Origin of the sequence: Paracoccus beibuensis, assembly GCF_026162625.1 — a bacterium.
In the GTDB taxonomy this organism is placed as follows: Bacteria; Pseudomonadota; Alphaproteobacteria; order Rhodobacterales; family Rhodobacteraceae; genus Paracoccus; species Paracoccus beibuensis.
This window is the reverse complement of record NZ_JAOTBD010000025.1, coordinates 24,600-51,332: the sequence shown is the minus strand read 5'-3', so window position 1 is coordinate 51,332 and position 26,733 is coordinate 24,600. Positions and strand designations below refer to the sequence as shown.

Below are 26,733 nucleotides of genomic sequence, written 5' to 3'. Positions count from 1 at the left end.
TCCTCGCCCACCTCAGGGCTTTGTTGGCCTTCATTCTGGCCGCCATATACGCCGCCATCCTGCCGGGGAGCAGGACAGCAACTGGCAATCGCGCCGACGGACAGCGTTGTTCAGCCTGAACTCTTTATTGGACTCTGAGCGCAATAACCTGCTCGCAACGAACCCCTGAAGCAATCGTGCTGCTGCGGCGTGCCCTTTTTGACTGGAACCCTCGGAAGGCCCGGGACTGCATCCCGTCACCTGACGCAAATGCCCATCCAGACGTTGGACGACCCCGCAACAAAACAGGCCCGACAAGGGCCGGGCCTGTAGGGGTGGAACAGCCGACGCTCAGTCCGCAGCTGCCTTGTTCACCCCACCTTCTGCGATACGGGTCATCGTCTGGTCCCCATGGCGGGTGTGGTCGAGGCAATCCTGCAGCGCCGCGCCGTCGCCGTCATTGCCGAGGCGGTTGGCGAAGCTGCGCACGCAGCCATAGCCGGCGATGGCGTAATGCGTCAGCCGTTGGTACTGTGTGATGATGGCGGCGTCCCGAACGTCGTCGTCACCGAACTGTGCATCGATCGCGTGCTTTCGGGCCTCGGTGACGAGGCCCTCCATGCCTTTGCAATGCTCTCCGGTCGGGTCGACGCCGTGCTGGTTGCAAAGTTCGGCCAGCGTCTCCATTCCCCGCGCGATGCCTTGGTTGCCGGCGATCAGCGCCTCGGCCAGTTCCTTCGAAGTGGCGGCGCGACCCATTTCGGTCACGATGGGCTGGGACTGCTTACAGGCCGAATAGAGATCCTTCAGCTGGTCCACATACAGGTCGTTCAACGAATTCACGGTCATGTCTGCGCCTTTCCTTGGGCTTTCATGGTTCTGGCCAAACAACGCGTTCCGCCTGCCGCCGTTCCATCGGCAGGCCGACGGCGCCAGGGCGCTTGACTCTGCCACGTGGGCGGGTCAGCACTACGGCCCGCACGTTCCCGATCCGCTTGCAAGAGGCCGCACCATGTTCGCCTGGTTCGAACGACGCATTGACCCTTATCCTCACCGGGCACCTGCCATGCCACCCCGGTCGCTCTGGCGGTTCGTGCTGCACTACAGCCGGGGCGCGCTGCCCTGGCTGGTCGCGCTGGCCATCGGCTCGGGTGCGATCGCCGTGATCGAGGTCATGCTGTTCGGCTGGCTGGGGCAGCTGATCGACCGCTTGGCCGACACGCCGCCCGAACTCTTCTGGGCGCAAGAAGGGCGGCGCATCGCGGTCATGGCCGTCGTGCTGCTGGTCGCGATGCCGGTGCTGAACCTGGTCAGCACGCTGATCCTGCATCAGTCGCTGATGGGAAATTTCCCCCAGCGGATCCGCTGGCAGGCGCATCGCTATCTTCTGCGACAGTCGGTCGGCTATTTTCAGGACGAGTTCGCCGGCCGCATCGCACAGCGGCTGATGCAGACTGCGCTGGCCGTTCGGGAAGTCGCCATGAAGATCATGGATGTCGGCAGCTATGTGCTGATCTACTTTCTGGGCGCGATGATCCTGGCGGCCAGTCAGGACTGGCGCCTGGCGGTGCCATTCCTGTTCTGGGCGCTGGCCTACGGTGCGATGCTGTGGCAGATCGTGCCGCGGCTTGGCCGGGTGGCGCAGGCGCAGGCGGATGCGCGCAGCGGGATGACCGGGCGGATCGTCGACAGCTATACAAACATTGCGACCGTAAAGCTCTTTTCCCATTCGGACCGGGAAGAGCGCTGGATGCGCCACGGCATGGACGGGTTCCTCAGGACGGTCTACGCGCAGATGCGCCTGTCGAGCATCCAGGACGTCACGCTGAACCTGATCAACGTCTGGCTTGTCGGCTCGGTCGCGGGCCTGGGCCTCTGGCTCTGGTCGCAGGGAGAGGTCGCGGTAGGCGCGGTTGCCGTCGCCGTGCCCCTGGCGATGCGTCTGAACAACATGGCCCACTGGATCATGTGGGAGTTCGCGGCGCTCTTCGAAAACATCGGCACGGTGCGCGACGGGATCACCAGCCTGGCCCTGCCGCGTCAGGTCCGCGATGCCCGGGATGCGGTTCCCCTTCGCCCCGGCGCGGGCGAGGTGCGCTTCGACAACGTCACCTTCCGCTATGGCGGGCCCGACGGCGCACAGCCGATGGCGGTGCTGGACGACCTGACGCTGCACCTGCGCCCCGGAGAGCGGGTGGGACTTGTCGGCCGCTCCGGCGCAGGAAAGTCGACCCTGATCAACCTGCTGCTGCGGTTCCACGACATCGACGGCGGGCGCATCACCATCGATGACCAGGATGTGTCACGGGTCACGCAGGACAGCCTGCGGGCAGCGATTGGGGTGGTGACGCAGGACAGCTCACTTCTGCACCGCTCGGTGCGCGAAAATATCGCCTATGGCCGCCCCGACGCCTCCGAGGAGCAGATCCGCGCCGCCCTGCGCACTGCCGAAGCTGACGGCTTCGTGCCGGACCTGTCGGACAGCCTCGGTCGCCGCGGGCTGGATGCGCATGTGGGGGAACGTGGCGTGAAGCTCTCCGGTGGCCAGCGCCAGCGCATCGCCATTGCGCGGGTGGCGTTGAAGGACGCGCCCATCCTGATCCTGGACGAGGCGACCAGTGCGCTGGACAGCGAGGTCGAGGCGGCAATTCAGTCGCGGCTGGAGGCCTTGATGCAAGGCAAGACGGTGATCGCGATCGCGCACCGCCTGTCCACGATCGCTGCGATGGACCGACTGGTGGTCATGGACCGTGGCCGGATCGTCGAGCAGGGCTCTCATGCCGAGTTGCTGGCGCGCGGCGGGCTCTATGCGCGGTTGTGGCAGCGTCAATCGGGTGGCTTCCTGTCACCTGAAGAGTCCGTGCCAACGTAACGTCGTGGGGCTGCAGCCCGTCCCCGAGGCGCGAACGGCATTCGCCGGTGCGCGGATGATGGTCGACAGCAGGCCTGATCTGCGTGAACAGAAGCACATCGTGTGTGCAGCCCGCACCCGCTCGACCAGCGCGCCGTCCTGCCGGACGATGCCGACGAAAGAGTATCACGAGAAACCAGATGCGCATGGCATCGACGACGGCTTCATTCAGTGCCGGGAAATAGGCGGTGCAGGTCGCTCGACCAACGAAAGATTTGGCTGACCTTTCTATCCTGGAGGACGCTCTTCTGATTGCATCGCGGCGCCGGCATTCGGGCAGTGCGTCCGGGATCCTACCTGCCGAAAAATCAGTTGCACCGATTTCGGGCTGGCGTCAGCACGCAATTCAGGCGCTGCGCCAATCCCGCTAGATCTAGCGCCAAGTGGCAACGAGTGAGGCTGATGAGCGTAGATGTCTACATGACCGGCATGTTGACCGGGCTCAACCTGATCGTGGCCATCGGCGCGCAGAACGCTTTCGTTCTGCGCCAGGGATTGCGGAGAGAGCATGTGCTGGCGGTATGCCTGACCTGTGCCGTCTCAGACGCGATCCTGATCCTGCTGGGGGTCACGAGCTTCGGCCTGATCGCGGCGTGGCTTCCGTGGTTGTCGCCGGGGATGCGCATCTCCGGAGCGGCTTTCCTGGTCTGGTACGGGATCAAGAGCATGAGGGCCGCCCTGCGATCGGGCGACACGCTTTCGATCGAAGGCGCGACCGCGCCAAACCTTCCTGCGACGCTGCTGGCATGCTTGGCCATCACCTGGCTGAACCCCCATGTCTATCTGGATACGGTGGTGCTTCTCGGCACGATCTCGACCCGCTTCGCCGAGGAGAGGACGTCGTTCGCCGCAGGTGCCGTCAGCGGGTCGTTTCTGTTCTTCTTCTCGCTCGGCTATGGCGCGGGCTGGCTGCGCCCGATCTTCGTGAAGCCAACGTCCTGGCGGGTTCTGGAAGCCGCCATCGCGGTCGTCATGTGGACGATCGCGGCGAAACTCATGAGCTTCGACTAGATGGTGATGGTCGATCCGCGTCCCATGCAAAAGGGCGGCCCGATGGCCGCCCTTGCAGATGTCTGGGAAAGGATCAGAGCGTGCGCTCGACCTCTTCGCGTTCGAAGATCTCGATGACGTCGCCGGGGCGGATGTCGTCGTAGTTCTCGAAAGCCATGCCGCATTCCTGGCCGGACTGGACTTCCTTGACCTCGTCCTTGAAGCGCTTGAGCGTCTTCAGCGTGCCTTCGTGGATCACCACGTCGTCGCGCAGCAGGCGGACGCCGGCCGAGCGGCGGGCAACGCCTTCGGTAACCAGACAGCCAGCGACCTTGCCGACACCGGTGACCTTGAAAACTTCCTTGATCGAGGCATAGCCGATGAAGTTCTCGCGAACCTCGGCCGACAGCAGGCCCGACGCGGCGGCTTTGATGTCGTCCACCAGATCGTAGATGATCGAGTAATAGCGGATCTCGACCCCTTTCTGGTTAGCGGCATTGCGGGCCGGGGCGTTGGCACGGACGTTGAAGCCGATGACCGGCGCGCTGGAGGCTTCGGCCAAGCCGATGTCGGATTCGGTGATGGCGCCGACGCCATAGTGCAGCACGCGGACGCGAACCTCGTCGTTGCCGACCTTTTCCAGGGCCTGCACGATCGCCTCGGCCGAGCCCTGCACGTCGGCCTTCACCACCACCGGCAGTTCGGCGACGTTCACGTCGGCCTTGGCCTTCGCCATTAACTGTTCCAGGGTGGTCGCGGCGCCGGCGGCGGCGCGCTTGTCCTTGGCTTGCTGGATGCGATAGTCGGCGATCTCGCGGGCCTGGGCCTCGGTCTCGACCACGTTCAGCACGTCACCGGCTTCGGGCGTGCCGTTCAGGCCCAGCACCTCGACCGGAACCGACGGGCCGGCCTCTTCGACGCGCTCGCCCTTGTCGTTGATCAGCGCGCGGACCTTGCCCCACTGTTCGCCCACGACGAAGATGTCGCCGCGGCGAAGCGTGCCGTGCTGCACCAGGACCGTGGCCACGGGACCGCGGCCGACGTCCAGCTGCGCCTCGATAACCGCGCCCTGCGCCGCCCGCTTGGGGTTGGCCTTCAGCTCCAGGATCTCGGCCTGCAGCGCGATGGCTTCCAGCAGGTTGTCGAGGCCGAGGCCGGTCTTGGCCGACACCTCGATATCCTGCACGTCGCCCGACATCTGCTCGACGACGACCTCGTGCTGCAGCAGGTCGGTGCGGACCTTCTGCGGATCCGCCGACGGCTTGTCGATCTTGTTGATCGCCACGATCATCGGAACGCCGGCTGCCTTGGCGTGGTTGATCGCCTCGACGGTCTGCGGCATCACGGCGTCGTCTGCCGCGACCACCAGGACGACGATGTCGGTCACTTGCGCGCCACGGGCCCGCATCGAGGTGAAGGCCGCGTGGCCCGGCGTATCCAGGAACGACAACACGGCGCCAGATTCAGTGGTCACCTGATAGGCGCCGATGTGCTGGGTGATGCCGCCAGCCTCGCCGGACACGACGTTCGCGTGCCGAATCGCGTCCAGAAGCGAGGTCTTGCCGTGGTCGACATGGCCCATGATCGTGATGATCGGCGGGCGTGGCTGCAGGTCCTCGTCCTTATCGGTGACGGTGTCGATCACCTGTTCGACGTCCGCATCGCTGACGCGGACGGCGCGGTGGCCGAATTCCTCGATCACCAGCTCGGCGGTGTCGGCGTCGATGGGCTGGTTCATGGTAACCATCATGCCCATCTTCATCAGCGACTTGACCACGTCGGCGGCGCGTTCCGCCATCCGGTTGGCCAGTTCCTGCACGACGATGGTTTCGGGCAGCTGGACGTCGCGTACCTGCTTTTCGGCGCGGACCGACTGGCCCATCGCCTTCTGGCGCGTGCGTTCCTGCTTGCGCTTCATCGCAGCCATGCTGCGCTGGCGGCCACCTTCACCGTTCAGCGCCTGGTTCAGCGACAGCTTGCCCGACCGGCGGTTGTCGTCGCGGGTCGCCTTGGCGGCCTTGTCGCGGTCCGTCCGCTCGACCCGTTCGGGCTTGCGCGCAACGGCGGTCGACACGCCCTTCGTCTCGGCGCGCGAGGCAGCGGCCTCGATCGCGGCCTGATCGGGGGCGGCGGGCTTGGCGGCTGCTGCGGGCTTCGCACGCTCCTGGCGCGGTTCGGCCTTGCGCTTGGCGGCTTCCTCGGCCTCGCGGGCGGCGCGGGCCTCTTCCTCGGCCTTGGCTTTCAGCGCTTCCTCGCGCTCGCGTTCCTCACGGGCCTTGGCCTCGATCTCGGCGCGGCGGCGCTCGCGCTCTTCCTCGCGGGCCTTCTCGTCGGCCAGGCGCTTTGCCGCGTCATCGGCCTCGCGTGCCTTGGCCGCGGCCAGCGCCTTCAGGCGCCGCTCCATCTCGGCATCCGAGATGCCGGCGGGACGCTTGGAAGGATCGCCGGCCATGCGGGCGGTCAGGGGGGTCTTGGTCTTGTCGGTCGGCGTGGCCTGCGCGGCACCTGCCTTGGGCACCACGACGCGCTTGCGCTTGGTTTCGACGACCACGCTCTTGGTGCGGCCGTGGCTGAAGCTCTGCTTGACCTGGCCCGAACGGCCGCTGCCGCCGAGGCCCAGGGGGGATTTTCCGTCTTTGTCGCTCATCTGCGTCTTCATTCCTTCCCGACGGCCGCATTGCCGTCGTCATGCCCGCGCAGACCCGTCAGTCTGCCGGCTTCCAAGATCACCTTGTCCGTCAGGCCACCCGCCGCAAGCGCGCCGTGTATGACATGATCGCGCCCGAAGGACAAACCCAATTCTGAGGCGGTGAGGCAGCCGAACCAGCGTCCGCCGGTGGGCGTCCACAGCTTGCCCTTGCCGCGTTCGGACCCGTCGCTGGCCTGAAGCAGCACCTTCGCACGTCCCTCGGCCAGCCAGCCCTTGACCTTTTCGAACCCGGCGACAGCCCGGCCCGACTTGCGCGCCAGCGACACGAGGTCGACCAGCCGCCGCGCCACGCCCGCCTCGACCAGGGCGGCCAGGTCGGGAGGCGCCGTGACGGGCATCCGCGCAGCGCGCGAGAACAGCCCCTTCGCCACCGCGCGGTCCAGCGCGGCACGGTCCGCCGCGACCCAGATGCCACGTCCCGGCAGCTTTTCGGCCAGGTCCGGAACGACCTGGCCCTCGGGACCGATCACGAACCGGAGCAGCCCGCGCTTGGGTTGCACCTCGCCGGTGGCGATGCACCTGCGTTCCGGGTCGTCCCGGTCCTTGTCACGTCCACCACGGCTCAAGCTGTGCACAAAACCGGGGCGATCAGGCCCCGACCTCCTCGTTGTCGTCTTCTTCGGTCGCGTCCGCCTCGGGCTCCAGTTCGGTCGGGTCGACCCAGCCCAGAAGCACGCGGGCGGTCATGACCAGGGTCTGCGCTTCCTCAAGGCTGATGTCGAAGGGTTCCAGCAGGCCTTCGTCCTTGACGCGCTGACCGTTGACCGTGGTCCAGCCGCCGGCCAGTTCCCAGTCCGCACAGGTGGCAAAGTCTTCCAGGGTCTTGATGCCGTCCTTGGCCAGCGCCTCCACCATCTGGGGTGTCAGGCCTTCGAATTCAACCAGGCTGTCCTCGACGCCAAGCGCGCGGGCGGCGTCCAGGGCGGCCTTGTTCTTGGCCTCCAGCACGTCGCGGGCGCGGGCCTGCAGTTCGGACGCGGTGCCTTCGTCGACACCGTCGATGGTCAGCAGCTCGTCCTGGTCGACATAGGCGACTTCTTCCAGGTTGGTGAAGCCTTCGGCCACCAGCAGCTGGGCGAAGAACTCGTCCAGGTCCAGCGCCTCCATGAAGAGGGCGGTGCGGCTGTTGAACTCGGCCTGACGACGCTTGGATTCCTCCTCGTCGGTCAGGATATCGATGTCCAGGCCCGTCAACTGGCTTGCCAGGCGCACGTTCTGGCCGCGACGGCCGATGGCGAGGCTCAGCTGCTCGTCCGGAACGACGACCTCGATCTTGTTCGCCTCTTCGTCGAAGACGACCTTGCTGACCTCGGCGGGCTGCAGCGCGTTGACCAGGAATGTCGCCTGATCCTCGTTCCACGGGATGATGTCGATCTTTTCGCCCTGCAACTCGCCCACCACGGCCTGCACGCGGCTGCCGCGCATGCCGACGCAGGCGCCGACCGGGTCGATCGAGTTGTCATAGCTGATCACGGCGATCTTGGCGCGCGAACCCGGATCGCGGGCCACGGCCTTGATCTCGATGACGCCATCATAGATTTCCGGCACTTCCATCTTGAACAGTTCGGCCATGAACTGCGGGTCGGTGCGCGACAGGAAGATCTGCGGCCCGCGCGTCTCGCGGCGCACGTCCTTGACATAGGCGCGGATGCGGTCGTTCGGGCGATAGCTTTCGCGGCCGATCTTCTCGTTGCGGCGCAGGATCGCCTCTCCGCGGCCCACATCGACGATGATGTTGCCGTATTCCTCGCGCTTGACGACGCCGTTGATGATCGTGCCGGCGCGGTCCTTGAATTCCTCGTATTGCCGGTCACGCTCGGCCTCGCGGACGCGTTGCAGGATCACCTGCTTGGCCGATTGCGCGGCAATGCGGCCCAGCTCGACCGGGGGAACCTGCTCCTGATAGACGTCGCCGACCTGCGGGCCGTCGGCGAAATCCTCGATCCGGACCTCGCCGCGGGTCCAGAAGTTCGCCGGGTCGCGCGGGCGCTCGAAATAGGGGCGGGCCTGGGCGGCGGTGAATTCGGCCTGATAGTTCTCGACCGCCTCGTCCTCGACAACGGTGCGGACGCGCGTGAAGGTCGCGTTGCCGTTCCTGCGGTCGATCTTGACGCGGATGTCCATCTCGGCCCCGTAGCGCGACTTGGCGGCACGGGCGAGGCTGTCCTCCATCGCCTCGATGACAAGCTCGGGCTCGATCATCTTCTCGCGGGCGACGGCTTCGGCCGTCTGCAGCAGTTCAAGCTGGTTGGCAGAGGTGATCGCCATCACTCACTCCTTGGATTCGGCGCCGTCGGCGCCTTCGTTGTCGTCTGTTTCGATCTCGTCGAAGGCGGTTTCGTCCAGATTGTCGATCTCGACCCCGGCTTCCTTCTTCTGACGCAGCATTTCCTTGATCAGCTCGTCCGTCAGGACCAGCTTGGCATCGGCCAGAAGGTCGAAATGCAACCCGATCGTGTGCATCTGGCCCTGGTCCTCGATGTTGATCAGGACCTCCTCGCCCTCGACGCCGGCCAGAGTGCCCTTGAAGCGCTTGCGGCCGTCGATGGGTTGGGACAGGTCAAGCCGCGCCTCGTATCCCTCGAAGGTCGCGAAGTCCTTCAGCCGGGTCAGCGGGCGGTCGATGCCGGGGCTGCTGACCTCGAGGTGATAGTTGTCGGTGATCGGGTCCTCGACATCCAGCGTGGCGCTGACGGCGGTCGAGATATCGGCGCAGTCGTCCACGTTGATGCCCCCTTCGGGGCGGTCGGCCATGATCTGCAGCGTGGCGGTCTTGCCGCCCTGCAGCCGCACGCGCACCAGTTCGAACCCAAGATCCTCGATCACCGGCATGATGATCTCGGCCAGGCGCCGGTCGATGGGCGTCTTCGCGATCAGGTCGTTCGTGGAAGGCAGATCGGTGGACATGGGATCCTTTCGGACGTGAAAAAGGGGCCGTCAGCGGGCCCCATGCGGAAGTTCCGGTGGGCAGGGTTTGGACCCCTGCACCGCTGTTGAAGGCCATATAGCGCCCGGCCCGCAGGAATGCAAGCGGACTCAGCGGCCCGCCGCACCGGGGTTGTCGCGCCAGATGCGCCAGTTCAGCGCCGCGGCCACGCACAGCCAGGCCAGGTAGGGCAGGATCATCAGCCCCGCGCGCCAGTCCAGCTGCCAGAAGGCGACGGTCATGCTGGCGACCGTGACCAGCAGCGTCGCGATGACGACCATGCCGATCGCCATCTGCCGCGCCCCGAAGAAGACCGGCGTCCACAGCGTGTTGAGCGCGATCTGCGCCGCCCAGAGCGCCAGCGCCAACCCCGCGCCGGGCAGCGCCGCCACTCGCGCGGCCGCAAAGGCCGACAGCAGGTAGATCACCGTCCAGGCGACGGGGAATGCCCAGTTCGGCGGCGTGAAAGACGGCTTGCGCAGTCCTTCATACCACGCGCCGGGCTTGAAGATCACACCGGTCGAGGCTGCCGCGACGCTGGCCAGCAGGAAGATCAGGATCAGGTTCATTCAGCTTTCCGTTTGCGGCTGCGATCCTCGTCGCGGATGGAATCCATGACGGTGACCAGTTCGGCGGTGATGCGCGGTTCGGACAGCGCGTGCCCCGAGGCGGGAACGATCCGCAGGTCGCATCCCGGCCAGCCCTGCGCCAGCGCATGCGCCCCGGCCGGCGGGCAGACCATGTCATAGCGGCCCTGCACGATGACGGCCGGCAGATGCTCGATCAGGGGGCGGTCGCGCAGCAGCTGGCCCTCGTCCAGGAAGCAGCTGTTGCGGAAATAGTGATTCTCCAGCCGTGCAAAGGCGCGGGCATATTCGGGCGGCGCGTGACTGACGCCCGCCGATTGCAGCCCCGCCAGCGCGTTTTCCCACATGAGCCAGGGCTGCGCATAGCGCGACTGCCGGCCCAGGTCCTCGTCGAACAGGCGCCGGTGGTAGGCGGCGATCATGTCGCCACGCTCGGCCCGCGGGATCGGCTCCTGGAACTGCGCCCAAAGATCGGGGAAGAACCGAGCGGCGCCGCCGCCATAGAACCAGTCGAGCTCGTCCTGCGTGCCCAGGAAGACGCCGCGCAGGATCAGGCCGCTGACATGATCGGGATGGGCCTGCGCATAAGCCAGCGCCAGCGTGGCCCCCCAGCTGCCGCCGAACAGCAGCCAGCGGGCGACACCCAGCTGCGCGCGGATCGCCGCGATGTCGGCGATCAGGTGGGCCGTGGTGTTCGCCGCGATCGACGCGGTCGGCCGCGACCGCCCGCAACCGCGCTGGTCGAACAGCACGACGCGGTAATGGGATGCGTCGAAGAAGCGCCGCATGAACGGGCTGCAGCCGCCGCCGGGACCGCCATGCAGCACGAGGACGGGCCGTCCTTCGGGGTTGCCGCATTCCTCGACATAGAGGCTGTGGCCGTCGCCGACCTCGATCGTGTGGCGCGCATAGGGTTCGACCGCCGGGTGAAGGCGGCCATGTGACGCGGAGATTTGTCCTGCCAATCGGTCCATCCTCCTACTATAAGGCGCAACGACGCCGCCCGCCAGAAGGAGCCGCCATGACCAGCATCGACCCCGCCGAGATTGCCAAGTTCGAGGCCATGGCCGCCGAGTGGTGGGACCCCAAAGGCAAGTTCCGGCCCCTGCACCTGATGAACCCGCTGCGGCTGGATTATATCGCCGACCAGATCGCCGCCGAATTCGGGCGCGACCGGCGCAGCCTGCGGCCGTTCCAGGGGCTGCGGGTGCTGGACATCGGTTGCGGCGGCGGTCTGGTCGCCGAGCCGATGGCGCGGCTTGGATCCGACGTGACGGGCGCCGACGCGACCGAGGTGAATATCGGGGTCGCCCGCGCCCATGCCGACCAGCAGGGGCTGGACATCGACTATCGCGCCACCACCGCCGAGGCGCTGGCCGACGGGGGCGAAGTCTTCGACGTGGTCCTGGCGCTGGAGATCGTCGAGCACGTGGCCGACCCCGCCGCCTTTGTCGCCACCTGCCGACGGCTGGTGCGGCCGGGCGGGCTGGTGATCGTCTCGACCTTGAACCGGACGGCACGCAGCTTCGGTGCGGCGATTGTCGGGGCCGAGTGGATCATGCGCTGGCTGCCCCGCGGCACGCATGACTGGGCGCGCTTCATCACGCCGGACGAACTGGCCGCCAAGGCGGAGAACGCGGGGCTGGTCGTGGCCGACCGGCGCGGGATGATCTTCAACCCGATCACTTTCGGCTGGCGCCTTTCGGACCGGGACCTGTCGGTGAACTATATCCTGACGACCAGGCGGCTTTAGCCAGGGCACCGAATTCGTCGCAGCTTCTTCGCATTGATCCCACTGCTTGATGGCGCGATCCCGAGCGGGGGATGGAAGGAAGCATCTTGGGCCGACTTCGCCACCGTCGCGCCACGATCAAGCCAGCACCCAATCGCCCCAGACCGACAGCCCGGTCGGGCGGATGAGCCGCATGATCAGGACCCGATCGTCAGGCGCTTCAACGGCGCACTGCGCGGGAATCTCAAGGCTTTGAAGGTGGTCTGAAGCGTCGTGCGCAGGCTCAGGATCCTTGCGCGGAGGGCACCTGATGGCTCCATCTGCAAGGTTGCGGGCCGGACCGATTCATCCTGAACCCGTTCCACCAGGTGCCGGCACGGAGGCGCTAGTCGCCACCCTCCAGCTGGGCGCGCAACTCGCGCAGGACGGGCAGGGCGCTGCGCACCTTCTCGGCGCCGATCTTGCGAACGACGCCGCCGATCAGCGGCATGAACGAGGCAAGGGCATTGTCACGCGCCGCCCGCCCCGCGGTGCTGATCGACACGAACTTGCGCCGCGCATCGTCCCAGTCGGGGCGGATGTGGACGTGGCCCGCCCATTCCAGCCGCGACAGCGTGTTGGTCATGGCCCCGCGCGTGACGTGGAACGCCTCGGCCAGCTGGGCGGGGGTCCGTTCCTCGTTCACATGGGCCAGCAGGTTCAGGACCGAGAAGTGAGAGATCTGCATGCCCCGCGGCAACGCCTTGCTGATCAGGTTGCGCGACAGCTGTTCGGCGATCAGAACCTCGGCGAACAGGCTGGCGGCCAGCCGATCCGTGGCCTGCGAATCGGGCCGGTGGTCAGGGACTTTCGCGCGTGTGGTCATCGGGCTCCGGGGCCGCGAACGGCCGGTCATGTAACAGGGACGGAATGCGGGACCGTGCCTCGTCCACTGCCGCCAGGTCAAGTGTGACGATAAAGGAACCCGGCGTCACCCCGCCGTCCAGCAGCACCTTGCCCCAAGGATCGACGACCAGGCTGTGACCGTGGCTGCGGCGCGGGCGGCGGTCGGGGCTGTTCGGCGCCGGATGCGTGCCGCATTGCGCTGGGGCCAGCACGAAGCATCCCGTCTCGATCGCGCGGGCGCGCAGCAGCACCTGCCAATGGGCGTCGCCCGTGACCGGGTTGAAGGCCGAGGGCACGAACAGCAGCCGCGCCCCGGCCTGCGCCAGTTGCCGATAGAGATGCGGGAACCGCAGGTCATAGCAGACTGTCATGCCCACCGGCACGCCCGCCGCCCGCGCCATGACCGCCCTGTCGCCAGGGCGGTAGGCGGCGCTTTCGCGAAACGATTCGGTGTCGCTGATCCTGACGTCGAACATGTGCAGCTTGTCATAGCGCGCGACGACGGTGCCATCGGGCGCGATCAGCAGGCTGCGATTGGCAAAGCGGCCGTCGGCATCATCAGTGGCCAGCGCCAGCGACCCGATCAGCAGCCAGATCCCGAGGGTCCTCGCCTCGGACCGCAGCGCGCTCAGCGTCGGGTCGCGGTCTTCGCGGTGCAGCACTCGGGTCTGCCAGTTGCGGTCCGGGGACAGCAGGTTCGTCGCCTCGGGCGTCACGACCAGTTGCGCGCCTTGCGCCGCGGCGTTACGGATCATCGTGACCGTCACCGGCAGGTTCGCCGCCGGGTCGTCGCCGACCGTCAGCTGGATCAGCCCCACGGTCAGCGACGCAGGGGTCATCAGGCGGCGCCCGTCAGCAGCGGGTCCAGCTTGCCCGCCCGGTCCAGCGCATAGAGTTCGTCGCAGCCGCCGACATGGGTCGCGCCCACGAAAATCTGCGGCACGGTGCGCTTGCCGTTGGCGCGCTGCGTCATCGCGGCGCGCAGCGACGGGTCCGCGCCCACATCGATTTCCGAGTAGCTGACGCCCTTCTGGTTCAGCAACTGCTTGGCGCGGATGCAGAACGGGCAGGTGCGGGTGGTATAGATCTCGACGGTCATGGACGTCCTTTCAGGTGGCTTCCGTCCCTATCTAGTGATCCTTGACCGCCCGTGCCAGAACCGCCACCGAAACCGGGCCCGATCCCGCTGCCAGCAGCGCCGTCGCCGCGGCCGTCATCGTCGCACCCGAGGCCATGACGTCGTCGACCAGCAGCACCGGCCGCCCCTGCAGTGCCAGGACACATCGCCGGTTCACGGCCAGCGCGTCATGCTGGTTGGCAAAGCGTTCAGCCGCGTCGCGATGGTCCTGCGAGGCGGTGTGCCGGACGCGGACCAGCAGGTCTGCCCGATGCTCCAGCCCCAGGTCACGGGCCAGCCGGGACGAGACCTGCGCGGCCTGGTTGTATTTCCGCCGCATCAGGCGGCGCAGGTGCAGCGGAACGGGGGCGACCACCATGTCGGCCATGACCAGCGGGCGGGCGGCCTGCGCCAGCCAACGCGCCATTGGCGACGCCAGGTCCAGCCGGTCGCCGTGCTTCAGCGCCAGGATCAGCTTGCGCGCCGTGCCGTCATAGATCAGCGCGGCGCGCCCGCTGGACCAGGGCCTGACGGCGGTCAGGCAGTCGTCGCAGACCAGAACCTCCTCCCTCCCGGTGCCGTCGTCGGGAAGGGGGACGCCGCAGCAGTCGCAGCAGGCGCCGGTGATGAATCGCGCCTCCGGCCAGCACTCGGCACAGAGGTGAACCGCCCCGGCGCCCGTATCGCCGACGCCCGCACCGCAGGACAGGCATTGCGGCGGATAAAGCACCCGCAGCGCGGCTTTCATCGCACCTGAAAGCACCCTATGTTCCAGTCCCATGAAGATCCCCGCCCCCGAACGCCCTGTCCTGACCGACCGAAACGCCCTGCTGCGTCAGCGCGACCGCGCTTGGCGCATGGGGCTGGTCGACCTGTTCCACCAGATCGCCATCGACGAGATCGAGGATAGGCTGGCCGAGGTTAACAGAACCTTTACGGCGCCCGCCCTGGTCACCGGTTTTCCCGACATCTGGGGCCCGCGCTTCCCGCAGGCGCGGCTTGTGCCCGACGACCCGGTCCTGGACCTGCAACCGGGCGCGCATGACCTGGTCATCCACGGCCTGTCGCTGCACTGGGCCGAAGACCCCGTGGGCCAGATCGCCCAATGCACCCGCGCGCTGCGCGAGGACGGGCTGTTCATCGGCGTCTGCTTTGCGGGCCAGACGCTGGCCGAACTGCGCGCCGCGCTTGCCCAGGCCGAGGCCGAGGTTTCGGGCGGCCTTGCCCCCCGCGTCCTGCCGATGGGGGAGATCCGTGACTTGGGCGGGCTGCTGCACCGGGCGGGGCTGGTCCTGCCAGTGGCCGACCTTTTGCACCAGCGGGCCATTTATCGCGACCTGACGCACCTTGCCCGCGATTTGCGCGCCATGGGGGAAGGCAACGCGATGGCCGCGCGCCTGCGCCGCCCGACCCGCCGCGACGTGCTGGCCCGCGCAGGCGCGCTTCTGGCCAAGGCCAGCCCCGACCGCGACGATCCGTCCCGTGTCGCTGTCACCTTCGATCTGGTCTTTCTGACCGGATGGGCCCCCTCTGACAGCCAGCCGAAGCCGTTGCGACCGGGCTCTGCCAAGACATCCCTTGCCGCCGCCCTGGAAAAGATCAGGAAGACCGAAACATGAGACCGACCCACGCGCCTGCCGACCATCCCGCGATCAAGCCCGGCAAGACCGGCATCCTGATCGCCAACTTGGGCACGCCGGACGGCTACGACTATTGGTCCATGCGCCGCTACCTGTGTGAGTTCCTGTCCGACCGCCGGGTGATCGACATCGCGCGCTGGAAGTGGCAGCCGCTGCTGCAGGGGATCATCCTGACCAAGCGGCCGTTCAGCTCGGGCAAGAACTACAAGCTGATCTGGAACGAGGAGGCGAACGAAAGCCCCCTGATGACGATCACCAAGTCGCAGACCAAGGCGCTGGCCGAACTGGCGCATGAGGAATGGGGCGACCAGGTGATGGTCGATTTCTGCATGCGCTATGGCAACCCGTCGACGCAGGACGTGCTGGACCGGATGGTCAACGCCGGCTGCCGGCGCATCGTGTTCCTTCCGCTGTATCCGCAATACGCGGCGCCGACCTCGGCCACGGCGAACGACCAGCTGTTCCGCGCGCTGATGAAGCAGACCTGGCAGCCTTCGGTCCGGACCTGCGATCCGTATTGCGACCGGCCCGATTACATCAAGGCGCTGGCCGACAGCGTCCGGCAGACCCTTGGCGACCGAAAGCCCGCGAAGCTGGTCGCGTCCTATCACGGCATGCCCAAGCGCTACCTGATGCAGGGCGACCCCTATCACTGCCAGTGCCAGAAGACCTCTCGGCTGCTGAAAGAGGAGCTGGGATGGGAGGACGGGATCATCGACACCACCTTCCAGTCCGTCTTCGGCCGCGAGGAATGGCTGCGCCCCTACACGGTCGAACACGTGGCCGAACTGGCGCGGCAGGGGCACACCGACATCGCCGTCATCTCTCCGGCCTTCGCGGCAGACTGCATCGAGACGCTGGAGGAGATCAACGGCGAGATCCGCGAAAGCTTCGAGGAGGCGGGGGGCCACAACTTCACCTACATCCCCTGCCTGAACGACGACCCGGCGCATATCCGGGTCATGCTGGAGGTCATCCGTGAGAACATCCACGGCTGGGTGCGCTGAGGCGGGACAGGGGGCCACGAAGGCCCCCTGAGCGTCAGGTCATCACCAGGACCTGCGTGCCGATCTTGGCCAGGCCGAACAGCTCGGCGATGTGTTCGTTGTAAAGCCCGATGCAGCCGTTCGACGACTTGCGGCCGATCTTGCGCGTGTCATGGGTGCCGTGGATGCGGTAATACTGCCAGGACAGCCACAGCGCGTGCGTGCCAAGCGGGTTGTCCGGCCCCGGCGGCACGAAATCCGGCCATGACGGGTTGCTTTCCTTCATCTGCGGCGTAGGGGCCCAGCTGGGACCTTCGACCTTCTTGATGATCTCCGTCCGGCCGGTGCGGGTCAGGTCGGCGCTGACGGGGATGGACGAGGGATAGACGCGATAGGTCGATTCGTCCGCGGACCAGAAATGCACGGCGCGGGACGTCAAGTCGCAGAGGATCGCGCCGTTGGCCAGGTTTTCGAAATGTGGCCGCCAGTCCTGCATCCTGAAGCTGGAGATGTTGTGCTGCGGCCCCGTGGTCACCGGGGCGGCCGGGTCCGTGCCCGGCGCGGCCGGGATCTGCTGGCCAAGGGCAGGCAGGGCAAGGCCCGCCGCGCCAAGCGCAGCGGCAGCGCCAAGAAACGCGCGGCGGTCGATTTTGGAAGCGGTGCTCATGTGACAGGAGTCCTTCGTTCGGATCGCCGCTCTTGAGGGGCGGCCTGTGATCGGGACGGATATAATCCCGCGGGCGCCGTCGGGCAAATCAAACCCCTGCCAGCGCAGCCGGTCGGGGGCGGCCCGCACCGCTCACGGGAAGTTGCGTTTGAACAGGTTCGACCCATTCGATAGGACTAACGCAAAAGCGGCGAGGGGTCCCAGAAAATGAAGCATATCAATGCAGTTGCGATTCTCGCCCTGCTGGTGGCCGGGGCCTGCGCCCCGCGGCACCTGCAGCAGGCGCCCATGGCCGCGCCTGTCGGACAGGTCGCGCCGGTCGCTCCGCCGGTCGATGATAGCACAGCGATTTCCGCGCGCGTGTTGCAGCAGATCAACACGCTGCGCGCCAACCTGTCGTTGGCACCCCTGGCGCCCAATCCGCAGATGGACGCCGCGGCGTTGGCCCATTCGCGCGACATGTCGGCGCAGAACCGGGCGTGGCACTGGGGCTCGGACGGATCGTCGCCGCTGGACCGCGTCCGCCGCCAGGGCTTCAACGGCCACCTGATCGGCGAGAACATCTCGGAGACCTACGAGAACGAGATCGAGACGCTGTCGGCCTGGATGAGCACCCGCGACACCCGCGACGTGGTCATGGACCCTGCCGCGACCCAGCTGGGATTTGCCTGGTTCAAGGAGCCGTCGGGCAAGGTCTGGTGGACCCTGCTGACCGCCAGCTGACGTGGCTGCCCCGGCATGACCGGGGCGCGCCTTACATCAGGGATAGACGACGACCGGGACACCGGGCATCAGCATGGCATAGATTTCCTGGATTTCCTCGTCCGAGACGGCGATGCAGCCGGCCGTCCAGTCGCGCTGGCGGGGGAACAGGTTGTTCCCGTCCGGGCCGCGTCCGTGGATGAAGATGTCCCCGCCGGGGTCCTTGCCCTGCGATTCGGCGAATGCCCGGTCGTTCGCGTTCGGGTAGGAAATTCCGACCGACAGGTGGTAGGCGCTGCGTGGGTTGAACCGGTCGACGTAATACACGCCCTCGGGGGTCTTGCCGTCGCCCGAGAACTGTTTGTGGCCGACCGGCTGGTTGCCCAGGCTGATGTCATAGGACTTGACCACGGCGCTGCCGCTCAGCAGGTGCATCCGCCGCTGGCCCTTGTTGATCGAGACCTGGGTGATCGGTGTGCCCGAATAGTGCTCGAACTTGGTCGGCTTTTGCGGCCGACCGCAGGCGGCCAGCAGGGCAAGCGCCGAGATGGTAAAGGTCCGACGGGTTGTAGTGCTCATCACTGCCTCTGACGCATTCTTGTTTTTGTGATCCGGCAATACCACGAATAGCCCGGCTCTTCCTAGCGGAGCGTTAAGGCCGCGACGATTTCGACATGGGGAGAGTATCGGAATTGATCCACCACCCAGATCCGGTCAATGCCATACCCCGCCTCGGCCAGAACCCGCGCATCCTTGGCAAAATTCACCGGGTCGCAGGCGACCATGACCACGACCGGCACGCGTGCCGCCGCGATCTGGCGGCTTTGCGCCTCCGCTCCGGCCCGCGGCGGGTCGATCACGATCGCGTCAAAAGCCGCCAGTTCGTCGACCAGCAGGGGACGCCGGGCCAGGTCGCGGACCTCGGTGGTGACGCGATTCAGGCCAAGGGCGTTCCGCCACGCCGAATCAAGCGCAGCCAGTGGCGCGGCCAACCCCTCGACGGCGTGGACCTGCGCCGCCTCCGCCAAGGGCAGAGTGAAGGTCCCGCAGCCAGAGAACAGATCCGCAATGCGCCCAGCCCCCGCGACTGACCGGCGGACCGCGTCCAGCAGGGCCGCCTCGCCCTCGGCCGTGGCCTGCAGGAAGGCGCCGGGGGGCGGCAGGACCCGCGCGCGGCCCATGGGCAGCAACGGCGGGCGGCGGGTGATGGCCTGGCCGTCCCAGTCCAGCCGCGCCAGATTTCCTTCCTCGGCCAGGGCCGCCAGCGCCTGGAACAGCGCCGCATCCATCGGCTTGCCGCCGCGGGCGGCCACGTCCAGCCCGGCGGGACCGTGGATCACCGTCAGCGTCACCTCGGCCTGGCGCGAGGCGCCGGCGGCCACGATGCGCCGCAGCAGGGGCAGGGCGGCCGTGATCTGGGGCCGCATGACGTGGCACTGTGCCAGGTCGACCACCACGTCCGAGGCGCGGGCGTGAAAGCCCAGAAGTGCGCCCTTCTTCGTGCGCCGCCCGGACAGGACCGCGCGCCGCCGCGACATCAGCGGAGAGACGTGCACATCTTCGATCGGCGCCGAAAGGCCCTGTGCGGCCATGGCGGTTTCGACCACCTGCCGCTTCCATTCGGCCGTAAAGGCGTCCGAGGCATGCATCAGCGAACAGCCCCCGCAGACGCGGTAGTGGCCGCAGACCGGTCGGACGCGCTGGTCCGACGGCGTCAGGATACGTGGCGCGGCAATCCGCCCGTTAACCGCATCGCCCTCGATGACCTCGCCGGGCAGGGTCAGGGGGGCCAGGGCGCGGCCGGCCTCGCCCTCGGCGACGCCGTCGCCCCTGCGGCCAAGCCGCGCGACTGTCCACAGGCTCATTCGGCGGCCTCTTCGGTGCCCAGGAAGCCGCCCGATTGCCGCGTCCAATAGCGGGCATAGCGACCGCCCCGCGCCAGAAGCTGGTCATGGCTGCCCTGTTCGACGATGCGCCCGTCCTCGATCACAAGTATCCGGTCCAGTTCCGCGATGGTGGACAGGCGGTGCGCGATGGCCAGGACGGTCTTGCCCTGCATGGCGCGGGTCAGGGCGTCCTGCACCTGCGCCTCGACTTCGCTGTCCAGGGCGCTGGTGGCCTCGTCGAGGACCAGGATCGGCGCGTCCTTCAGGAAGGCGCGGGCCAGCGCGATCCGCTGGCGCTGGCCGCCCGACAGCTTGACGCCGCGTTCGCCCAAATGCGCCTCATAGCCGGTGCGCCCGGCATGGTCCTGAAGAGTCAGGATGAAGTCATGCGCCTCGGCCGCCCGGGCGGCGGCGATGATCTCGGCCGCGGTGGCATCCGGGCGGCCATAGAGGATGTTGTCGCGGGCCGAGCGATTGAACATCGCCGTTTCCTGCGTGACCATCGCGATCTGGCGGCGCAGGCTTTCCTGCGTGACCTTTCGAAGGTCATGCCCGTCGATGCGGATCGCACCGCGTTCCACGTCGTAGAGCCGCAGCAGCAGCGCCACCATCGTGGACTTGCCCGCCCCCGAGGCGCCGACCACGCCGATCTTTTCGCCCGGCGCAATGTCCAGCACCATGTCGCGGATGCCGCCCTCGTCACGGCCATAGGCGAAGTCGACATGGTCGAAGCTGATGCGGCCCTGCACGCGGCCCAGGGTTCGGGCGCCGGGATCGTCCGTCAGGTCGTGGGGCGGCGACAGGGTGCGCATGCCGTCCTCGACCTCTCCGATATTGCCCCACATGCCCATCAGCGCCATGCTGACCCAGCCCGTCATCTGCGACAGGCGCATGGCAATCGCGCCCGATGCCGCCACGTCGCCCACCGTTGCCCCGCCGCCGCGCCACAGCATGATGGTGCCGCCGACCAGGATCACCGGCAGGATGCCCGCGACGATCATCAGCGACAGCCGGAACCAGGTCGACACGACCCCGAAATCCAGCGCCCGTTCGCGAAAGCCCGCCATCGCGCCCAAGGCTGCCTGATCCTCGTGATCGGCATGGGCGAAGAGCTTTACGGTCTTGATGTTGGTGATCGTGTCCACGACCTGACCGGTGACATTCGCGCGGGCCGAGGCGCGGGCGCCGGACTTGGCGCGGATGCGCGGCAGGAAGAAGCGGATCAGCGCGAAGTAGACAGCCAGCCAGGCAACCAGCGCCAGCGCCCCCCAGCCATCGACGCCCAGAAGGAACGCCGCCGAGCCGATGACGGATGCCAGCGCGAAGGCCACGACGTTCACGGTCTCGGAGGCGACATCGGTGACAGCGCGCGCGGTCTGCATCTGTTTCTGCGCCAGCCGCCCGGCGAAGTCGTTGTCGAAGAAGGTGACCGCATGGCCCATCGTCCAGCGGTGCAGCCGCGACAGCACCAGCGGCAGGATGTTCGGGCCGATGATCACGTTGGAACTGGCGGTCGACAGCCCGAAGATCGCCGGGCGGACGACCAGGAAGAAGCCCACAAACAGCAGGACCAGCCCCCAGTTGTCGGTCCAGAATGTCCCGGGCGCGCTGCCGGTGACGGCATCGACGACAAGGCCCAGCAGCATTGCCGATACGACATCCGCCGCACCCCCCATCGCCGAGGCCATTGCCGCGAAGCCAAGCCCCTTCCAGGCGCCCGACAGGCACCAGCGGAAGAACGCCAGCAGCGTCTGGGGCGGCGGGCCTTCGGCGGGGCGGAAGGCATCGACCATGCGTCCGAAACGTGCGTGCAGGTTCATGCGGTGTCCTCTTTGGCCAGAAGGGCCGCGTCGATCAGGGCGGGGGCGGGCAGGGAAAAACCCGACTCGATCCAGGCATCCTCGGCCGCCTTCAGACCCCGGCCGAGGGCGGGCCCCTGCAGGTGCGACTGAAGATCCGCGGCCGAGATCGGCATCCGGGCGGCGGCGGCGCGTGCTTCGGGCCAGCCCGGGCGGGGCGCGGCAGATGGCGCATCTTCGCCACCGTCGCGGGTCTGAACCAGCAGGGCCGCATCCTCGGTCAGCGGGCTATGCAGGTGATAGGCGATGCGGTTGAAGGACCATCCGTCGACCATGGCGGTCACCAGCTGTCGATGATCGCGCGCCTCGGCCCGCGACAGGCGCAGGGACTTGGTCCCGTCGACCTGCGACAGGGCCGCCAGGCGCGCCAGCCAACCCGCGCGGCCGGGCAGGGATTCCAGCGACAGGAACCGGCCGATCCTGGCGTCAGGCAGCACTTTTTCCAGAACGCCGGTGTCCGCCATCAACCGAATGGCGGGAACGGGATCGGCGGCCGACAGCAGCTTGCGCAGCTCCTGTCCGATCCGCTCGCGCGAGATCCCGTCGAGGCCCATGCGGCCGTCCCGGCAGGCCGACAGGGCGGCCGGATCGGCCTCTTGGCCATAGTGCGCGAAGAAGCGGAAGAAGCGCAGGATGCGCAGGTAATCCTCGCGGATGCGGGCGGCGGGGTCGCCCACGAAGCGCAGCCGCCGGGCGGCAAGGTCCGGCAGGCCGCCGACCGGATCGATGACCAGCCCGTCCCCACCGGCATAAAGCGCGTTCATGGTGAAGTCGCGCCGGGCCGCATCCTCGGCCATGTCGGTCGAAAAGGCGACAACGGCATGGCGCCCGTCGGTTTCGATGTCGCGACGGAAGGTCGTTACCTCGAAGCCCCGGCCATCGGCGACCAGCGTCACCGTGCCGTGGTCGATCCCCGTCGGCACGGCGCGCAGACCGGCGGCCTCTGCCAGCGCGACGGTCCGGTTCGGGGGGGCGTCCGTGGCAATGTCGATGTCGTCCACCGGGTGGCCCAGCAAGGCATTCCGGATGACCCCGCCGACCAGATAGGCGTGGTTGCCCTGCGCCTGCAGGGCGTCGAGGACCCGGCGCAGGGCCGGGTCTGTCAGGATATGGTCGGGCAGCCGCGTCACGGCGCCAGCCTGCGGGCCAGTCCCAGCAGGATGCGCGCGGTCGCGCCCCAAAGGTAATAGGGTCCGAACGGCGCCGCGTGATAGCTGCGCCAGCCGCCCCGCCAGCGCCGGCGTTCGACGTGGTAGCGCGAGAAGTCGGCGACATGGGCGAAGGGCAGGGTGAAGGCCTCCTCGACCTCGCCGGCTTCGGGGACCGGAACGAAGGGCCCGTCGATGAGGGCCACGACCGGCGTGACGGAAAACCCGGTAACGGTGCGGTGCGGCGGCAGGGGGCCCAGGATGCGGACTTGCGCGGGGTCCAGCGCGATCTCCTCATGGGCCTCGCGCAGCGCGGCGGCGGTGGCGTCGGCGTCGACGGGTTCCACCTTGCCGCCGGGCAGCGCGATCTGGCCGGGATGGTGGCGCAGCGCCGATCCGCGCTTGGTCAGCACCAGGCGTCCGTCATCGGCATGAAACGCCGCCAGCACGCCCGCCGCCCGCAAGGGGGCGTCGGGTGGGGCGACGTCCGGGTTCAGGTCATAGTCGGAAGTGGGCCCCGACGCCGCCGCGACCGCTTCGCGCAGCCTTGCCTCGGACCAGCCCAGTCTCACTCGGCCGCCTTGTCGCTGTCGCTGAGCGGGTTGCCCTCGGCATCCACCGTCGCCTCGAACCCCAGGCTTTCGGGGTCGAACTCGTAATGCGCGCCGCAGAACTGGCAGTCGGCGGTGACGATGCCTTCGGCGGTCGTCATGTGGCCGATGTCCTTGGCGGAATAGATCGACAAGGTGTCGCGCACGCGGTCGGCGGTGCAGGAGCACCCGAACTCGACCCGCTGCGCCTCGTAGACCCTTGGCGTTTCCTCGTGGAAGAGCCGCAGCAGCAGGTCGGTGGGACCGACCGTCGGGCCGATCAGTTCCAGCGTCTCGACGGTGTCCAGAAGCAGGTTCGCCCGGTTCCAGTTCTCTGATTCGCCGCCCTGCAGGATGTCGGCGGCCTCGATCAGGCCGCCTTCGCCGGTCCCGCCCTCGCCGTTGTCGGAAGGCTGGGCCGGAAGGGTCTGCAGCATCACGCCACCCGCGCGCCATTGTTCCGCCCGGCCGACCACCTTCGAAAGGCCGGAGGCCAGCTGGAACCGCGTCGGCAGCTGTTCGGATTGCGCGAAATAGGTCTGCGCGCAGGCCGACAGCGATCCGCCGGCCAGCGGCGTGATGCCCTGATAAGGGGTGCTGCCCCGGCCCTGGTCGATCAGGATGGCGAAGTAGCCGTCCCCGATTTGGTCGAAGGGCGCGCGGCTGTCCAGCCGGTCGGCGTCGAAGCTGGCCCAGGCCCGGATGCGGGCCGGCGCGCCTTCGGATTCCGGGGCATAGTAGTCGGCGGCGATCGTGCGTACCGCGCCGTTGCCGCGGACCTGAAGGCTCAGCTTCCAGCGCAGCTTGATGGTCGGTCCGATCAGCGCGGTCAGCAGCGCGACCTCGGCCACCAGCGCGCTGACCACGGGCGGATAATCGTGGCGCGACAGGACGTGGTCCAGCACCCCGTCCAGCCGGACGACGCGGCCGCGGATGTCCGAACGGTCGAGTTGGAAGGGCAGGACGGTGTCGTCCCAGGCAATCTGGTTCAGCGTGTTCATCGGCGATCCCTGAAATGTCGGTGGCGCCGCCAAGGCGGGCCCGGTTGCGCCCAATATAGGAAATTCCGCGGCGATCCCAAGGGGGGCCGTGGCGGTGGGTTCCGCCCCGCCGCCGTTCGCGCTATGGGGATGCGGCTTTGGTCGAGGTGCGCCATGATCCCCCGTTTCGGAAAGACCCCGGACCCGCGCGCGGCCTATCGCCGCCGTCCGGGCGCCTATGCCATCCTGTCGCGGGGCGGGATGGTCCTGCTGACGCACCAGGCCGCGCCCGAGCCCGAGTACCAGCTGCCCGGCGGCGGCATCGACGCAGGCGAATCGCCCCTTGCGGCGCTGCACCGCGAAGTCATCGAGGAGACGGGGTGGAGCATCGGCGGGGCGCGTTTCCTGGGCAGCTATCGCCGGTTCTGCTACATGCCCGACTATGACCTGCAGGCCGAGAAGCTGTGCCAGATCTGGCATGCGCGGCCGATCATGCGCATCTGCAGCCCGACCGAGCCGGGGCACACCGCCCATTGGGTCGCCCCCAAGGAGGCGCTGCGGCTTCTGGTCGATCCGGGCTCTTGCCACGCATTGCGCCGGTGGCTGGCCTTGGCGGCGCGCGGCTAGTCGAGGCGGATCACCAGCGTCTCGGCCCTGAATTCCAGCAGCACGGCCGACACGTCGTCCTGGCGTTCGCCCCGGCAATATTCGGACACCGACCACGCCATCGATTCGAGAAACGCGTGGCCGTGGAGGAAGGCGTTGGTGCGCATCACCGCCTCGAGTCCCTCGGTGCCCAGCTGGCGGCCGTTCGGGGTCCGCGCCTCGGTGATCCCGTCCGAGGCGATCAGCAGCCGGTCGCCCGGGTGAAGCGTCACGTCGATTTCGTCGAAGATCGGCTCTTCCAGCACACCGATCGGCATTCCGCCGCGCCCGAGGTGCAGGATGGTGCCGTCGCTTCGCTGCAGGACCGGGTGCGGATGGCCCGCTTGCACCATGCGCAGCCGGCCGGTCCGGTGGTTCAGCTCTCCGTAGATCATGGTGAAGTAGCTGTCGGTGTTCATCTCCTCGAGCATCATGTTGTTGAAGAAATGCGCCAGGGCGGCGGGGCCCGCGGCCTCTTGCCCGCTTTGCGCGCCGCGCAGGGCCACGTTCTGGTCCGCTGATCCCGACAGGTGCACCGACAGCTGCGCCGTCAGCAGCGCCGCCGTCACGCCATGCCCCGACACGTCCAGCGCATAGAGCCCGATGCGGTCGTCGCTGATCGGGAAGAACCCCACGAGGTCGCCGCCGACATGGCCCGCCGGACGCAGCAGCAGGCTGATCTCGGTCGGCCCGAACCTGCCCGACCGTTCGCGCACCAGCCCCTGCTGCAGCTTTCGCGCCTCTCTCAGGTCGTGTTCGATCACGGCCTGCGTCTCGGACAGCTTCGCCAAGGCGTCGCGCAGCTGCTTGTTGCTGGCCCGCAGCTCTTCCTCGACCCGCACGATTCGTTCGCCCGCGGCAAGGCGGGCCAGAAGCTCCAGCGGGACGATGGGCCTGGCCAGGAAATCGTCCGCCCCGGCCTCCAGCCCCGCGGTGATGTCGGCGGCGTTCACGCTGCGGGTCATCATCACGAAATAGCCGTGGTTGCGGCGCTGCAGCTTGCGAAAGGCGCGGCAGAACTCAAGCCCCGACATCTGCGGCATGTCCCAGTCCGACAGCACCAGTTCGGGCGACAGGTCCCGGCACATCGCCAGCGCCTCGGCGCCGTCGGAGGCCTCGGCCACATCGTAGCCGCCCCGCCGCAGCAGCCGCGCCAGCAGGCGGCGCTCGCCGGCGCTGCTGTCGGCCAGAAGCACCATCCGTCTGGGCGGGACGGCGGGGGCTTCGGGCGTGGGAAGGGGGCGATTCGCGATCTTCATGCCCGATCTCTAGCGCCCCTGGCGTTAAGTTCGGGTAAACGGCTGCACGTTGTGTAGCTGTCAGGCGGGGCATTTTCTGGCTCGTGTTCACGGTGCTTCCGTCAGGCCGGAAATCCCAGCTCAAGCGGATGCAGTCGTCAGACGTGAGGCGAAAGGGTCCTGAGCCTGCGCACGTCGTTTCAGGCCGCGATGAAGTTTGCGGGATGCGTGAGGAGCTTAAAGGCGTTGCCGTCGCGCAAGCGTCCAATGATCGTGCGGCTCATCCGCCCGATTGGTGATTTGGTCCAAGATGGTTGAGCCTCATCAGCCGCGGTCCGTTCGCGTGCTTGTCTCGGACCTGTGGCATTCAACATCCGCCCTTGCCTATCATGTCGCAGCGCTTGGCCTGAAATGGATGGCGTTCCAGTTTCGGGCCTGCTCGGCAAAGTGGATACCGCTGTTCACTGGGCTTGGACTGCTGCGACGGGTGGCGAGGGGTGTGGACCTGATATGGCAGCGGATAGAGCATGTGTCGCAAGAACTGCCAGTCCGGTC

General features: G+C 67.6%; 27 protein-coding genes. 8 read left to right on the top strand and 19 right to left on the bottom strand.

Annotated features, from left to right (window positions below):
- Window positions 1–330 precede the first annotated feature (330 nt).
- Entirely contained in the window at window positions 331–828 is a 498-nt protein-coding gene (locus tag OC159_RS14350; protein WP_265501860.1) for a ferritin-like domain-containing protein, read from the bottom strand.
- Between the two features lie 163 nt (window positions 829–991).
- Here OC159_RS14350 and OC159_RS14345 point away from each other — a divergent pair, with 163 nt between their 5' ends.
- The 3 genes from OC159_RS14345 (at window position 992) to OC159_RS14335 (ending at window position 3,901) form a co-directional block, all read left to right on the top strand.
- Complete coding sequence (locus tag OC159_RS14345) at window positions 992–2,851, top strand: ABC transporter ATP-binding protein (RefSeq protein ID WP_265501859.1); 1,860 nt, start codon at window positions 992–994, stop codon at window positions 2,849–2,851.
- Between the two features lie 55 nt (window positions 2,852–2,906).
- Complete coding sequence (locus OC159_RS14340) at window positions 2,907–3,113, top strand: hypothetical protein (RefSeq protein ID WP_265501858.1); 207 nt, start codon at window positions 2,907–2,909, stop codon at window positions 3,111–3,113.
- A gap of 179 nt (window positions 3,114–3,292) precedes the next feature.
- On the top strand, window positions 3,293–3,901 hold the full coding sequence (locus tag OC159_RS14335; RefSeq protein ID WP_265501857.1) for a LysE/ArgO family amino acid transporter: 609 nt from the start codon (window positions 3,293–3,295) through the stop codon (window positions 3,899–3,901).
- 73 nt (window positions 3,902–3,974) lie between these two features.
- Here the strand turns inward: OC159_RS14335 and infB are convergent, their stop codons facing one another.
- The 6 genes from infB to pip form a co-directional block, all read right to left on the bottom strand.
- On the bottom strand, window positions 3,975–6,527 hold the full coding sequence (infB, locus tag OC159_RS14330; protein ID WP_265501856.1) for a translation initiation factor IF-2: 2,553 nt from the start codon (window positions 6,525–6,527) through the stop codon (window positions 3,975–3,977).
- A gap of 8 nt (window positions 6,528–6,535) precedes the next feature.
- Window positions 6,536–7,156 (bottom strand): RNA-binding protein, encoded by a 621-nt coding sequence (locus tag OC159_RS14325; RefSeq protein WP_265501855.1) that lies wholly within the window; start codon window positions 7,154–7,156, stop codon window positions 6,536–6,538.
- A 22-nt stretch (window positions 7,157–7,178) separates the two neighbouring features.
- Window positions 7,179–8,858: a transcription termination factor NusA gene (nusA, locus tag OC159_RS14320; protein ID WP_265501854.1), complete on the bottom strand. Its 1,680-nt coding sequence runs from the start codon at window positions 8,856–8,858 to the stop codon at window positions 7,179–7,181.
- A 3-nt stretch (window positions 8,859–8,861) separates the two neighbouring features.
- Complete coding sequence (gene rimP / locus OC159_RS14315; RefSeq protein ID WP_265501853.1) at window positions 8,862–9,497, bottom strand: ribosome maturation factor RimP; 636 nt, start codon at window positions 9,495–9,497, stop codon at window positions 8,862–8,864.
- 129 nt (window positions 9,498–9,626) lie between these two features.
- On the bottom strand, window positions 9,627–10,085 hold the full coding sequence (tspO, locus tag OC159_RS14310; RefSeq protein WP_265501852.1) for a tryptophan-rich sensory protein TspO: 459 nt from the start codon (window positions 10,083–10,085) through the stop codon (window positions 9,627–9,629).
- A complete protein-coding gene (pip, locus tag OC159_RS14305; RefSeq protein WP_265501851.1) occupies window positions 10,082–11,077 on the bottom strand; it encodes a prolyl aminopeptidase in 996 nt (331 codons plus the stop codon). Before pip ends, tspO begins: the two co-directional genes overlap by 4 nt.
- Window positions 11,078–11,124: 47 nt before the next feature.
- Between pip and ubiG the strand changes: the two genes are divergently transcribed.
- Window positions 11,125–11,856 carry a bifunctional 2-polyprenyl-6-hydroxyphenol methylase/3-demethylubiquinol 3-O-methyltransferase UbiG gene (gene ubiG / locus OC159_RS14300; RefSeq protein ID WP_265501850.1) on the top strand — a complete coding sequence of 244 codons (732 nt, stop codon included), beginning with the start codon at window positions 11,125–11,127 and terminating at the stop codon, window positions 11,854–11,856.
- A 364-nt stretch (window positions 11,857–12,220) separates the two neighbouring features.
- Here ubiG and OC159_RS14295 read toward each other — a convergent pair whose 3' ends face one another.
- Genes OC159_RS14295 through OC159_RS14280 form a run of 4 tightly spaced genes read right to left on the bottom strand, consistent with a single transcriptional unit; the run spans window position 12,221 to window position 14,585 of the window.
- Window positions 12,221–12,700, bottom strand: coding sequence for a MarR family winged helix-turn-helix transcriptional regulator (locus OC159_RS14295; protein WP_265501849.1), 480 nt, complete (start codon window positions 12,698–12,700; stop codon window positions 12,221–12,223).
- A complete protein-coding gene (locus OC159_RS14290) occupies window positions 12,675–13,544 on the bottom strand; it encodes a carbon-nitrogen hydrolase family protein (protein WP_265501862.1) in 870 nt (289 codons plus the stop codon). The genes OC159_RS14295 and OC159_RS14290 overlap by 26 nt, the downstream gene beginning before the upstream one ends.
- 14 nt (window positions 13,545–13,558) lie before the next feature.
- On the bottom strand, window positions 13,559–13,819 hold the full coding sequence (grxC, locus tag OC159_RS14285; protein WP_265501848.1) for a glutaredoxin 3: 261 nt from the start codon (window positions 13,817–13,819) through the stop codon (window positions 13,559–13,561).
- A gap of 31 nt (window positions 13,820–13,850) precedes the next feature.
- Window positions 13,851–14,585 (bottom strand): double zinc ribbon domain-containing protein, encoded by a 735-nt coding sequence (locus OC159_RS14280; protein WP_265501847.1) that lies wholly within the window; start codon window positions 14,583–14,585, stop codon window positions 13,851–13,853.
- Window positions 14,586–14,616: 31 nt separating this feature from the next.
- Here OC159_RS14280 and OC159_RS14275 point away from each other — a divergent pair, with 31 nt between their 5' ends.
- Both OC159_RS14275 and hemH read left to right on the top strand, forming a co-directional pair.
- A complete protein-coding gene (locus tag OC159_RS14275) occupies window positions 14,617–15,456 on the top strand; it encodes a methyltransferase domain-containing protein (protein WP_265501846.1) in 840 nt (279 codons plus the stop codon).
- Window positions 15,453–16,484: a ferrochelatase gene (hemH, locus tag OC159_RS14270; RefSeq protein WP_265501845.1), complete on the top strand. Its 1,032-nt coding sequence runs from the start codon at window positions 15,453–15,455 to the stop codon at window positions 16,482–16,484. The genes OC159_RS14275 and hemH overlap by 4 nt, the downstream gene beginning before the upstream one ends.
- A 34-nt stretch (window positions 16,485–16,518) precedes the next feature.
- On the opposite strand, the gene OC159_RS14265 is transcribed toward hemH, so the two are convergent.
- Entirely contained in the window at window positions 16,519–17,130 is a 612-nt protein-coding gene (locus tag OC159_RS14265; RefSeq protein ID WP_265501844.1) for a L,D-transpeptidase, read from the bottom strand.
- Between the two features lie 207 nt (window positions 17,131–17,337).
- Between OC159_RS14265 and dalA the strand changes: the two genes are divergently transcribed.
- Window positions 17,338–17,853, top strand: a complete 516-nt coding sequence (gene dalA, locus OC159_RS14260; protein WP_265501843.1) for a divisome-associated lipoprotein DalA — start codon at window positions 17,338–17,340, stop codon at window positions 17,851–17,853.
- A gap of 36 nt (window positions 17,854–17,889) precedes the next feature.
- Here the strand turns inward: dalA and OC159_RS14255 are convergent, their stop codons facing one another.
- From OC159_RS14255 to hslO, 6 genes are all read right to left on the bottom strand, one after another.
- Window positions 17,890–18,411: a L,D-transpeptidase family protein gene (locus OC159_RS14255; protein WP_265501842.1), complete on the bottom strand. Its 522-nt coding sequence runs from the start codon at window positions 18,409–18,411 to the stop codon at window positions 17,890–17,892.
- Between the two features lie 62 nt (window positions 18,412–18,473).
- Window positions 18,474–19,697 (bottom strand): class I SAM-dependent RNA methyltransferase, encoded by a 1,224-nt coding sequence (locus tag OC159_RS14250; RefSeq protein ID WP_265501841.1) that lies wholly within the window; start codon window positions 19,695–19,697, stop codon window positions 18,474–18,476.
- The gene (locus tag OC159_RS14245) at window positions 19,694–21,538 is read right to left on the bottom strand and encodes an ABC transporter ATP-binding protein (protein WP_265501840.1); all 1,845 of its coding nucleotides are present in this window, start codon (window positions 21,536–21,538) and stop codon (window positions 19,694–19,696) included. The genes OC159_RS14250 and OC159_RS14245 overlap by 4 nt, the downstream gene beginning before the upstream one ends.
- Window positions 21,535–22,707 (bottom strand): CCA tRNA nucleotidyltransferase, encoded by a 1,173-nt coding sequence (locus tag OC159_RS14240; protein ID WP_265501839.1) that lies wholly within the window; start codon window positions 22,705–22,707, stop codon window positions 21,535–21,537. The genes OC159_RS14245 and OC159_RS14240 overlap by 4 nt, the downstream gene beginning before the upstream one ends.
- Window positions 22,704–23,297 (bottom strand): NUDIX hydrolase, encoded by a 594-nt coding sequence (locus OC159_RS14235; RefSeq protein WP_265501838.1) that lies wholly within the window; start codon window positions 23,295–23,297, stop codon window positions 22,704–22,706. Before OC159_RS14235 ends, OC159_RS14240 begins: the two co-directional genes overlap by 4 nt.
- The gene (hslO, locus tag OC159_RS14230) at window positions 23,294–24,316 is read right to left on the bottom strand and encodes an Hsp33 family molecular chaperone HslO (protein WP_265501837.1); all 1,023 of its coding nucleotides are present in this window, start codon (window positions 24,314–24,316) and stop codon (window positions 23,294–23,296) included. Before hslO ends, OC159_RS14235 begins: the two co-directional genes overlap by 4 nt.
- 153 nt (window positions 24,317–24,469) lie before the next feature.
- On the opposite strand from hslO, the gene OC159_RS14225 reads away from it, so the two are divergent.
- A complete protein-coding gene (locus OC159_RS14225; protein WP_265501836.1) occupies window positions 24,470–24,922 on the top strand; it encodes an NUDIX hydrolase in 453 nt (150 codons plus the stop codon).
- On the opposite strand, the gene OC159_RS14220 is transcribed toward OC159_RS14225, so the two are convergent.
- Window positions 24,919–26,199 carry a PP2C family protein-serine/threonine phosphatase gene (locus tag OC159_RS14220; protein WP_265501835.1) on the bottom strand — a complete coding sequence of 427 codons (1,281 nt, stop codon included), beginning with the start codon at window positions 26,197–26,199 and terminating at the stop codon, window positions 24,919–24,921. The two genes, OC159_RS14225 and OC159_RS14220, sit on opposite strands and share 4 nt — an antisense overlap.
- Window positions 26,200–26,733: the final 534 nt, after the last annotated feature.